Here is a 10,568-nt window from a genome sequence, read left to right on the forward strand (position 1 = left end):
TTGCCGGTTGCGCTGCGCCGTTCGCGCTGACGCGACTTTCACATGAACTCTTCCCGTCCCGCGCCGGGTCAAACTAGGCGTGCGCGGCATCCCGCCCTCTGCCACGGCTCAGAGTTTCGGTGGGGCCGGGCTGACCGGTGGTCTGGCCTCGGATCGGTGTACGGTGCCTGGCGGTGTTGCCGGACGCGCAGTGACGTTGGCAAAACTCGCTTTGCACTTGATCCCTGCCGGAATCTTCAAGCCTGGATTCGGCAACTCTAGCCGCACGCCGAAGGTCCCGCTTGCCGGATCATGCACACGGTCGATGACCTTCACCGTAGCCTTGTGACGGCCGCCCACGGGTACCTCCGGGAGGACGTCAGCCGTTTGCCCCATGGCCAATTTGCCAAACGCATCCAGAGGCATGAGGACTTCGACATACAGCGTCGCCACGTCGGCCAGGCGCAAGATCGGTTTGCGCAAGTCGCGATTGTCCGCCAGTTCGCCGGCGTGTAGCAGCCGATCGACCACCACGCCGTTGATCGGACTCTTCAAGGTGCGCAGACGAAGTTGCTCCGATAGGCGCCGATGCTCGATTTCGGCCAGCCGGCGATCGTCACGCGCTTCCACCAGTTCGGCTTCGGCCAGGCGCTTCTCGGTCAGCGCCTCGTCCCGATCGTGAAGCGAAATGAACGACTGCCCCGCCAGCTTTTCCCGGCGGAGATACTTCGTGGTTGAGAACTCGACCCGGCTTTCACCGGTCTTGATGCGTCCCTGCATGGTCGAACGATAACGCGCGGCGTCGGTCGCTGCGCGCTCGACCCCGGAATCCAGCGTCACCAGCACCTGCCCACTTTTCACCACGTCGCCGCGATCAACCCACACCTTTTCGATCAGTCCTTCGCTCGCCGCCCGCACGTCAACCGACCTGCTCGGTTCGATGATGCAGTCAAATTCGCCGGCAATCACCTTTCCCGCCAGCAACAGCAGAACAAGAACCGCCTTCTGTCGATCGCCAAGCCCATTGCCATCCTTCATTCCGTTTCCTTTCGTCCCTTCACCTTTTCGTCTACTTGTCTTGCCGCCCGCCACTATTCGCCAGTGCCCGCAAAAGCCAATGCCTTCTCCGCGCGCAGGTCGGCTATGACCGTTTGTCTGCGCATGTGCGAGTGCTGTCGTTCGGCGGCCGATTGCGCGAGGTGGCGCAGGAAGCTGCCGGCTGCGTCGGGCAGGACCTCGTATGAAGAGAAGTGGCGCCGCAGCAAGGACTGCCAGCGAGGAGCATGAGAAGTGAACAGTTCGTCATCGAGCGCGGCCAGCGCCTCGCAGGAACCCGGATCTCCCTGGCGACCGGCCCGCCCAAACAACTGGCGATCAATGCGGGCCGCTTCGTGGTACTCCGACAGGATCACGTGCAATCCTCCCGCCGCCCGCACTTCCGGACTGAGGACGATGTCGGTTCCTCGTCCCGCCATATTGGTGGCTACGGTGATCCGCCCGCTCTGGCCGGCATGCCTGACGATCTCGGCTTCCGACACATCTTGCCGGGCATTCAACACGACGTGTTCCAGGCCGGCGGCATCGAGCCGCGCCGATACCAGCTCCGAAGCCTTGACCGAGCGGGTGCCAATCAGCAAGGCACGACCAGCCGCACGCATTTCTGCCGCGCGTTCAACGACGCTTGCCCAGCGTCGCTCACTGTCCAGAAAGACACGATGCCCGAGAAAGGCCCGGACGACAGGTCTGTTCGGCGGGATGCGCAAGACATCGAGCCCATAGACGATGCGCATCTCTGCCGCCACCTCGGTTGCTGTACCGGTCATTCCTGCCGCCCGAAGGTAGCGCCGGAAGAAGCGCTGATAGGTGATCCTCGCCACGGTATCGCGTCGATCCGACAAGGGAAGCCCTTCCTTCACCTCGATCATTTGATGGAGTCCCCGTTCCCACGAGCGGTCAGCCATCACCCTGCCGGTATACTCATCGATGATCTGTACCTTGCCATCGGTGATGAGGTAATCCCGATCACGATCAAACAGATACAGCGCGGATAGCCCCTGCTCCACCAGTTCCTCACGCGCCAGCGGAAACGCCCATAAGCCGCCACGGCCCGCCGCACACTCGGTGATCGCTGCGCGTCCGGCAGGCAAGAGTTCGACACTCCGTTCGCGCACGCGCACCTGAAAGTGTTCCCCGAGATCAAGGCTTGCGGCAACGGACAGCGCCTCTTCGTACAGCGTGCGTCCGTACGGATCGGCGACGTCGCGGCTGATGATCAACGGCGTCCGTGCCTCATCGATCAACACGCTGTCGGCTTCATCGACGATCGCATAGAACAGGCCGCGCAGCAGGCTCTCGCCGTCTGCACCCGCCGGCTTGCCGGCAAGCCATTCCCGGAGCAACGCTCGCTCGCCTCCCAAACCGCGCTGGTAGCGCAGGCGATCACGCAGATAGTCGAACACCAGGTCCTTGTTGACGCAATACGTCACTTCGCAGTCGTAAGCCCTGGTCCGATCGGCGGCGTCCATCTCGGGGACCAGCAGGCCAACCCGCAGCCCAAAAAAACCATAGACCGCCGCAAGCTCGTTGGCATCGCGAGTGGCGAGATAGGCGTTCACCGTAATCACGTGCACGGGGACTCCCGCCAAGGCAACCGTTACCGCCGGCAGGAGCGCGGTCAAAGTCTTCCCTTCGCCGGTCTGCATTTCTGCCAGCATGCCCTGCAGAAGAGCGTAGCCGCCCATCAGTTGCACAAGATAGTGGCGCTTGCCCAGCAAGCGCCCGGTGACCTCGCGAATGAGCGCAAAACAGGTGACGACGTGGGCGTCAAGCAGCCCATCGCGGAGCAATGCGAGGCGCACCGCGGCCGCGCGCTGACGCAACTCCTCGCTTTCGAGCCGTTCGAGTTCCTCCGCGAGCGCCTCCACACGCCCAGCGATACGTCGCAATTGCCGCTGGCGGAAGCGCGAAGTGCACTGCGCCCAACGACCGAGGAGTCCTGCGAGCAAGCGATCGAGCACGTTTCCTTCACGTCCGTCGGGCCGCTCCGGAAAGACCGCCGGCGCGAAGGCAGGCACGCGCCACGACCGGAGCAAGCCCCTAGACATGGAAGCGCGCCAGGAATAGCTGACGCAGGCGACGCCCCCATTGCGTCGCGAGGGGTTCCGCGTGATGGTGAAAGCGCACGTACACCCGGGTTCCGACCTCAACGGCGCCGACGTCCTCCGGCAGCTCCAGATCGATCTCGAACAACCGGTTGAGTACCTTCTCGCCATCCGGATCACGCGGGTCCGTCCCGTGCAGGCCGCCACCAGCAAGCGACAGCGCCTTGCTCGGCAGGCGATCCTTGCCGCCAGGCACTTCCCGGAGAACACGAGCGGGGTAAGTGGCAGAAAGCCGGTCGGCGATCTTCACCTCGACACCCGTCCGCTGTTCGCGAACGAGCGCAATGTCGTCCTGCGTCACGACTGTCCGGACTAACCGCGGCGGCCAGGAAACCACGTAGCCGAGACTCTCGCCTTGCTTGACAAAACGCCCCGGCAAGTCGGCCGCTCGCGCCAGCTTGAGCTGCCCGGAAACCGGTACCGAGACCAGCAGTGCCGCAAGCTTCTCCTCGGAGCGCGCGAGCGCCACACGTTCCCGCTGCAGATCCTCAAGCGTTGCGGTGGCTTGCAGTCGGTCGTCAAACATCAGGCTCGTGTACTGCACCTCAAGTTGCCGGACGCGTGCTCGAGACCGAGCGACTTCCGCTTGCAGCACCGGGGCGACCGACATCAGCAGGGGTTGCCCCGCCTCGACCCACGCGTCTGTTTCTGCGAACAGGGCATCGACGAAGCCGTCACCTGCCGCCCGCACCTCGGCATTCTCCGGCACCCAGATCACCCCCTCCGCATGCGTCCGCAGGGGCATCGGCACGGCGACAAGGATCAGCAGCACGGCAGCAATCCCGCCGAAAACCACTAAACGCGCTCGCGTTCGCACACGCTGCAGTTCCGGGCTGGTCTGAACATAGGTCAGCCCTTTGACGATCGGCAGCACGAACATCGTCACCCCTCCCCAAATCGCCAGAACCACCCCGACAAAGAAGAACTCGCCGGCAATGAACCAGGTCACGCCGATCATCACGGCCAACCGGTAGATGAACGATACCGCGCCGTACCAGACAAACCAGCGGCGCTCGCCGACGGTCGCCAACGGGGGCTCGATGGTCCTCAAGCCAAACAGATGACGCTTCGCCAGCCACTGCCAGTACCGGTTGGCGCGCGGTCCGAGGTTGGGAATCTCGATCAGATCGGACAGCACGTAGTAGCCGTCATAACGAAGCAAGGGATTGCCGTTGAACAACACCGTCGAAAGCCCGGCAATCAACACGACGTTGAAGCAAAGCGAGCGCACCAGTCCCGGCTCGACCAGCACCCAGAGCATCGTCGCCACGCTGGCCAGCAGGAGCTCGACGAGAATGCCCGCCGCCCCGACCAGTGCCCGTTGCCACTTGCTGCGAAACGCCCCGGCCGCCGTCGCATCAACGTAAGGGACCGGTGTCAGGACGAGGAACATGATTCCCATCTCGTGAACTTCACCGTCACCGGACTTCACCGCGTAGCCGTGTCCCAGCTCATGCAGCAGCTTGATCAGCGGGTAGAGCAGCCAGATGAGGAACAGATTGCCCGCAGCGAACAACTGGTCACTGAGATTCTCGGTCAGTTCGTTCCAGTGAGCGGCCACCAGACCCAAGGCCGGGATGACCGTGGCCAACCAGAGCAAGACGCCCCAACCGCCAAACAGCGGTCGCACGATGCGCCACGTTCGTGCCAGGAAAGTGTCCGGATCCCAGAGAGGAATGCGAATCGACATGGGATTGACGACGCCCTGCAGGATCTTGCGCCATCGCTGTTGGCGCTCCCGTTCGAGGAGTTCCTCCAGATTCGGCGGCTTACTCGACTGCAGCAGATCACCGGCGTGCAACTGGGCGAGCAATCTGATCACCTCATCCTGGCTCGGGATGGCGTCGCCGCCACCCGCAGTGACCCTCCGCCAGATCTCGTCGACGGTTCGTTTGCCGTCGAACAACTGAAGCACGTGATAAGTGGCAGGGGTGAAACGGTGCACTGTGCCGCTTACCCGGTCGTGTAGCACGTACCAGATCTGGCCGCGAAAGCGCTGTTGCTGAATGCGCGCGTGCGCGCGCAACTGGGGCTGCAGGCGTGCCACTCGGTACCATGCGTCGCTGAGAAATGGCTTTCGCATCGCTTCGCTTCCGGATCAGGGCAGCCACTTCCAGGCCTGAAGCCGCAGCCAATCGGTCAGCCGATGTGTCCAGATCCAGGCGAACGTCTGTTCTCCGGCGTTGATCTTGCCCACGCCTTCCATTCCCGGCCGCAGCTTGAGGTCGCTGCGCGCGAGCTGCGCTTCGACGCGAAAAACGTTCTTGCCCTCGTCCGCCTCGGCGAGCGAAATGTTGCGCACTTCAAAATCCAGCAAATCTCCCGGAAGTCCTGCCAATATCAGCTTCCCGCTTTGTCCGGCACGAACATCACGGACATCGCGATCCTCCACCTTGAGAATCACGCGATACGCGTCAAGCGGCGCGACCTCGAACAATGGCCTCCCCTGCTCAACCGGTGAGCCCAGCAACTGACTCAGATCACCCGCCACGACGAGTCCGTCGAACGGTGCGACGATCTGCGCGCGCGCCAGTTTCTCTTCCGTCAGCGCAAGCTGCGCTTCGGCCTGCTGCATCTGCGCAAAAGCGACGTTGGCGCCGGCTCGTTCGTGTTTCGCCAGGCCATCACGATAGCGCGCGCCGTGTTGCTCGCGTTCGGCCAACCAGCGCTGGCGTTCGACCAGCAGATCGCGCTCGTCGAGCGTGGCGAGCACCTGCCCCTGCCGCACCAGGAAGCCGGCACGCACCGGCGCGTCCCTGACAAAGCCGTCGAATGGCGCCACCACGGATCTCTGTACGGCGCCTTCGACCACCGCCTTGGCCGAGACGTGGTAATCCGTGTCAACAAATACCAGGGAAAACGCCACCGCCACGATCACCAGTGCGAAACGGAAACCTGGCCGCCGCGGGTCACGAAGATGACGCCAGGCATCCTGGATGCGATCTCGCACGCGTCCTGCCAGCCACTGGTCAAGCCGGATGCGGGTTTCCAGGAGTGGCCCGATGAGGGCGGCGACCACCTGGAAAGCCCGCAGCTCCTCGGCATCGAACGGCCGCTCGCGCTCCAGGGTGATGACGCCAATACCCACTCCCGCGCGCTCGACGACGACCGAACAGACGGCACGCGACGCGGCGAAATCGCGATGGGCAATGGCCACTGCCGGCTGCTCGTCGTCAATTGGCGGAACGCAGACCATGCCGCGCTGATTCAACGCCTCGTCCATGACGTTCTCGAGGGCGACGACAAAATGACTCTTCTTCTCGAAAAATGCCGAATGCGAGAGGGCGAGCAAGCGTGCCCGACCCTTGCGCTCGACGCCGAACGCCACCCGGTTGCAGAGAAAGCGGCTCGCCAGATCATTGACCACGGCCATCGCCAGTGCTCGCAGCCCCGTCTGTTCCCCGGCAAGAGCGAGCACATCGATCGCCTCCTGGGCGCGCCGTGCAACGAGAGATTGGTCGGCGGTGCGGCGGCGCAGGAGGAGTGTGGTTAACCAGCCGACTCCCCAATGGATCTGACGCAGCGCGCTCTGCAGGGCATCGTTGTCGCGTTCGGCAACGTCAAGAACGACTGCCCCTTCCAGATTTCCGTCGACATCGACTGGATAGGCCAGTACGACGAGCGCGTCCGCCAGTCCGCGCAGGATCAGGCCGCGGCGCTCGGCCAGGCAGCGCTCGGCGGCCTGGCCGAGGGGTTTCACGTTGTCTCCGTCCGACGGCCATGCTGCGGCGCGGGCGAATGGGCCTCCACCCTCCCTGGCCAGCAACAGTAGCCCGCTGCGGACATCACCGATCTGCAAGCATTGCAGCGCAAGCCAGTGGGTGCAGAACTCGGCCGCGGTCTGCGCTGTTCCGAATCCGCTCCAGGCAGTGTCGTCGAAACGTGAGGAATGCTCGCTCATCGCCCGGCTGACGTACGCGAAGGTTCGGCACGAAGCAGCGTCGGAACCGTCTTGCGTGCTCGCCCTGTGTTCAGTGTGAGGCGCAAGGATACGGATGCGCACGCGCACATTCCTGGCAGAAATATCGCCAGAGCCCTGCGCCGCCGCCTACCTCCTTGCGCAGCATCCGCGAGCCAGTCCTGTGACCATCCCATTCCCGAAAGAGTGTCGCGCACCTACAAATCTCCCCCGCCTCGAAAAAACGTTATCATGCTAACCGACTCTGTCCATCCCCCCAAGGGGGATTTTGAGGGCGGGAATGTTTCGCCGTCGGGAAGACGGGGACATGGACCAATCACCGGCGGCGGACTCCCAAAAGAAGAAAAGTAATGAGCGCAGACCACGACGATCAGGACCGTTGGGGACCCCTCGGGGCACTGCTTCACGTCGTCTATGAAATCGACGACCGGGAGCAGATGCTGACCCGATTCTTTCAGAGGCTGCGCGATGTGCTGCGCTTCTCCTCCGGGGTCTTCCTGGGAATCGATGCGCAGCGCCTGGAACTCCGGGAGGGCTTCGCCTTCGATTGCGCGCACAGCACGCTCACGGCCTACCTCGAGCACTACGCGGCATTCGATCCGTATGTCCTGCGCGGACCGGCGAACTTCCGGATCAATCAGTCGGTGCGGCTGTCGGAGTTGATGGACGACGGGGCGCTGGGCCGCTCGGCGTTCATCGACTTCATGCAGACGGTTCCGTATCGGCATGCGTTGGCTGCCGTTTGCGGTTATCGCGGACGACCCCTGGCGGCTTTCTGCATTCATCGCCCGCCCGGGCAGCCGGATTTCACGACGGAAGACGGGCATCTGATCTCCGCGCTTGCCCCGCACCTGGGCCGTTCGCTGGCCTTACGCGAGTGGCTGGCGCGCCATTCGGCGCGGGAGTCGAGCGGACTGCTCGTTTTCGACGAGAGGGGGCAACTCGTCTTTCGGGACGCGGCGGCTGAGCGCCTGCTCGAAGGGCACGACGTGGTCGAGCTGTTCGAGCTTCTGACCCGGAAAGAATCCCCGTCGATGGTGGTGCTTGCCGATCAGCACTATGGCGTCGAACGTCTCGCGTGGCAACCGGCCAGTCTGCTGACCCGTTTCATGCTGCCCGAGGCAAAGCCTGGCTCCTCGGCCCTGACGACGAGCGAGGTTCGGGAAGCGCTCGGGAAGGCCGAAAAGGGGATGATCGTGCGCTTGCGCCGCTTCGAGCAGCGGCATGATCTTTGCCAGAGGCTGCGGCGCTACGGTCTTTCGCCACGCGAGGTGCGGATTGCCGAGCAGGCGATCGTGAGCGATCTGACCAACGCCGATCTGGCAGAACGCCAGCATATCAGTGCCGAGACCCTGAAGTCTCACCTGCGCGAAGTGTACCGGAAGACCCAAACCCGGAATCGGCGTGAATTGATCCTGAAGGTGCTCGGGCTGAAGATGGACGGGGCGTAACCGCCGGGTTCGTGGCCGGCACCTCTGGCGAACATCGGCGAGACTTCGCGGGGAAGGTCGGGAGGGCCATGGCTGCAAAACAGGTTCAGGGAATCACGCCCCGCACTTCGAGCAGGCTCAACACCTGTGCCACACCCTCGTCTACGGTGCATGCCCCCGTCTCGACAACCAGCTCGGGGCGATCGGGCTCCTCGTAGGGCGAAGAGATGCCGGTAAATGCCGGGATCTTGCCGGCACGCGCTCGCTGGTAAAGCCCCTTGACGTCGCGCTGCTCGCAGATGGCGAGTGGACAGTGGCAATGAATCTCGAGAAAGTCCTTTGGCGGCACCGACCAACGAACCCGTTCACGATCCTTGCGAAAGGGTGAGATGAAGGCAGTCAGCGTGATCACCCCCGCTTCCAGAAACAGCCTGGCCATCTCGCCAACACGGCGGATGTTTTCCGTCCGGTCGGCGTCCGAGAAAGCGAGATCGGCGCAAAGCCCATGCCGGACGTTGTCGCCGTCGAGGACGAAGCTGCGACAGCCACGCCGATGCAGTGCTTCCTCGACGGCATGCGCGAGGGTCGACTTGCCGGCGCCGGAGAGTCCGGTGAACCAGACGATGACGCTCTGGTGACGGTTGAGTCGTTCGCGCTGTTCGCGAGTGATCGCGGAGGGGTGCCAGACGATATCGTTCGTGTGCGCCATGCGGCCTGGGTTGGAATGAAGGTTAACGAAGGTTAACGAAGGTCAACGCGGCAACAGCCGGGTTTCTTGGGAAATGGTGCCGCGTCTCTGCGCGATGGTCGTGGTCTTCGTCCTTCTCCCGCCAGGGTCACGCCCGCTGCCCGGCGAGGCGCCGACGATGGGGTCCTGGATTCTGATCGGCTGAGGCCAGCGTCGGGCCTTTCTGCGCGCGGTTTCATGCCGGCGGCACGACATAGAGGCCCTGGATGGTTTCCTGCTGGAAGCCGATGATCGCCGGCCAGCGGATGCCGGGCAGCACTTCCACCGCGAAGACTTCTTCGCAGCCAGCCTCGAAGGCGAGGAACCCGACCGCCGCGCCGCGGCGCAGGTCGACCACCCAGAGGCCGCATTGCAGCGGCTCGCCACGGGTCTCGATCGGCAGACCGCCGAATTCCGCCTTCTCGCGGATCTTCGAGAGGCCGATGAAGGCGTAGCCAGCGTGCATCGCCAGGCCGCGCGTGTAACCGGGTAGCCGAACGACGGTCTCCCGCTGGCCGGTCTTCGGGTCGACGACCTGCAGTTCGCCCTCACCCGAGTTCAGCACCCACAGCCTGCCGGCATGCCAGCGCGGCGAGTGCGGCATCGCGAAGCCGTCGGTGATGATTTCGTTGGTCTGCACCTCGATCAGCACGCCGCCGTCGGCCTTGCCGGGCTGCCAGCCCCTCGGCGTGTCGCTGCGGCCGAGGGCGGTGACGAAGCGCGGCTGGCCGTCGACCATGGCCAGACCGTTGAGGTGGCAACGGTCTTCGGCGGCGAGGGCGGAGACGAAGGACGGGCGCCAGCGCGGGACGAAGCTGTAGTCGGCGTGCAGGGTGCACAAGCACGAGAAACGGGTGTTGACCAGCCACAGCTCGCTGGCCGGCCCCCCTGGCGGAGTTTCGCCGCCGATTGCTGGCAGCGAGTGTCTCCAGCTCATCTCGTGGCCGAGGATGTCGCCGGTGACGTGACATTGCCGCGGGGTGAAGCAGGCGTCAAAGGGGCTGGCGGGAGCGAGCTGGGGGGCGATGTCGCGGGCGTCGCGCAGGAACCAGACGGCGTTGCGGGTGCCCAGCGCGAGGGTATCGCCCTGGTGCGCCAAGCCCATCGGGCGTTCGAAAGTGCGCAGCAGTGTGGACACCCGGCCCGCTCGCGCACGCACGGCCATCAGCTTGCCGGCCTGGTACGTGGTCAGCAGGAGCGTGCTTTCGAGCGGCTCGAGGAGGTCGGCGAAGCCGGGCGAGACGACGTAGCGGAAGGGGTTCGCCGGTTCGGTGTCAGCGGCTGGCGGCGGATCGGTCTCGTTCGCGGGAGATGTCGGATGGCTCATCGGATGATCCAGGCGGGAATGCCGT

At 64.2% G+C, this 10,568-nt stretch carries 7 protein-coding genes; 1 reads left to right on the forward strand and 6 read right to left on the reverse strand.

Translation table 11 applies throughout. The features are described 5' to 3' along the window. Nucleotides 1–108: 108 nt before the first annotated feature. From V5B39_RS03770 to V5B39_RS03785, 4 genes are read right to left on the reverse strand one after another with little or no spacing between them, the layout of a single operon-like run. On the reverse strand, nucleotides 109–1,017 hold the full coding sequence (locus V5B39_RS03770; RefSeq protein WP_332341583.1) for an efflux RND transporter periplasmic adaptor subunit: 909 nt from the start codon (nucleotides 1,015–1,017) through the stop codon (nucleotides 109–111). Nucleotides 1,018–1,070: 53 nt separating this feature from the next. Beyond that, entirely contained in the window at nucleotides 1,071–3,083 is a 2,013-nt protein-coding gene (locus tag V5B39_RS03775; RefSeq protein WP_332341585.1) for a translocase, read from the reverse strand. Then, nucleotides 3,076–5,223 carry a hypothetical protein gene (locus V5B39_RS03780; RefSeq protein ID WP_332341587.1) on the reverse strand — a complete coding sequence of 716 codons (2,148 nt, stop codon included), beginning with the start codon at nucleotides 5,221–5,223 and terminating at the stop codon, nucleotides 3,076–3,078. The genes V5B39_RS03775 and V5B39_RS03780 overlap by 8 nt, the downstream gene beginning before the upstream one ends. Before the next feature lie 15 nt (nucleotides 5,224–5,238). Then, the gene (locus V5B39_RS03785; protein WP_332341589.1) at nucleotides 5,239–7,041 is read right to left on the reverse strand and encodes an efflux RND transporter periplasmic adaptor subunit; all 1,803 of its coding nucleotides are present in this window, start codon (nucleotides 7,039–7,041) and stop codon (nucleotides 5,239–5,241) included. Between the two features lie 368 nt (nucleotides 7,042–7,409). On the opposite strand from V5B39_RS03785, the gene V5B39_RS03790 reads away from it, so the two are divergent. Continuing rightward, on the forward strand, nucleotides 7,410–8,510 hold the full coding sequence (locus V5B39_RS03790; RefSeq protein WP_332341590.1) for a helix-turn-helix transcriptional regulator: 1,101 nt from the start codon (nucleotides 7,410–7,412) through the stop codon (nucleotides 8,508–8,510). A gap of 85 nt (nucleotides 8,511–8,595) precedes the next feature. Here the strand turns inward: V5B39_RS03790 and cysC are convergent, their stop codons facing one another. Both cysC and V5B39_RS03800 read right to left on the reverse strand, forming a co-directional pair. Then, nucleotides 8,596–9,198, reverse strand: a complete 603-nt coding sequence (gene cysC / locus V5B39_RS03795; protein ID WP_332341591.1) for an adenylyl-sulfate kinase — start codon at nucleotides 9,196–9,198, stop codon at nucleotides 8,596–8,598. Between the two features lie 214 nt (nucleotides 9,199–9,412). Then, entirely contained in the window at nucleotides 9,413–10,543 is a 1,131-nt protein-coding gene (locus V5B39_RS03800) for a TIGR03032 family protein (RefSeq protein ID WP_332341592.1), read from the reverse strand. Nucleotides 10,544–10,568: the final 25 nt, after the last annotated feature.

This window comes from Accumulibacter sp. (assembly GCF_036625275.1).
Taxonomy (GTDB): Bacteria; Pseudomonadota; Gammaproteobacteria; order Burkholderiales; family Rhodocyclaceae; genus Accumulibacter.

What these genes read in the sequence shown, in the direction of transcription:
- cysC (WP_332341591.1), bottom strand. Translation starts at nt 9,198, where the DNA reads ATGGCGCACACGAACGATATCGTCTGGCACCCCTCCGCGATCACTCGC.
- V5B39_RS03785 (WP_332341589.1), bottom strand. Translation starts at nt 7,041, where the DNA reads ATGAGCGAGCATTCCTCACGTTTCGACGACACTGCCTGGAGCGGATTC.
- V5B39_RS03780 (WP_332341587.1), bottom strand. Translation starts at nt 5,223, where the DNA reads ATGCGAAAGCCATTTCTCAGCGACGCATGGTACCGAGTGGCACGCCTG.
- V5B39_RS03800 (WP_332341592.1), bottom strand. Translation starts at nt 10,543, where the DNA reads ATGAGCCATCCGACATCTCCCGCGAACGAGACCGATCCGCCGCCAGCC.
- V5B39_RS03790 (WP_332341590.1), top strand. Translation starts at nt 7,410, where the DNA reads ATGAGCGCAGACCACGACGATCAGGACCGTTGGGGACCCCTCGGGGCA.
- V5B39_RS03770 (WP_332341583.1), bottom strand. Translation starts at nt 1,017, where the DNA reads ATGAAGGATGGCAATGGGCTTGGCGATCGACAGAAGGCGGTTCTTGTT.
- V5B39_RS03775 (WP_332341585.1), bottom strand. Translation starts at nt 3,083, where the DNA reads ATGTCTAGGGGCTTGCTCCGGTCGTGGCGCGTGCCTGCCTTCGCGCCG.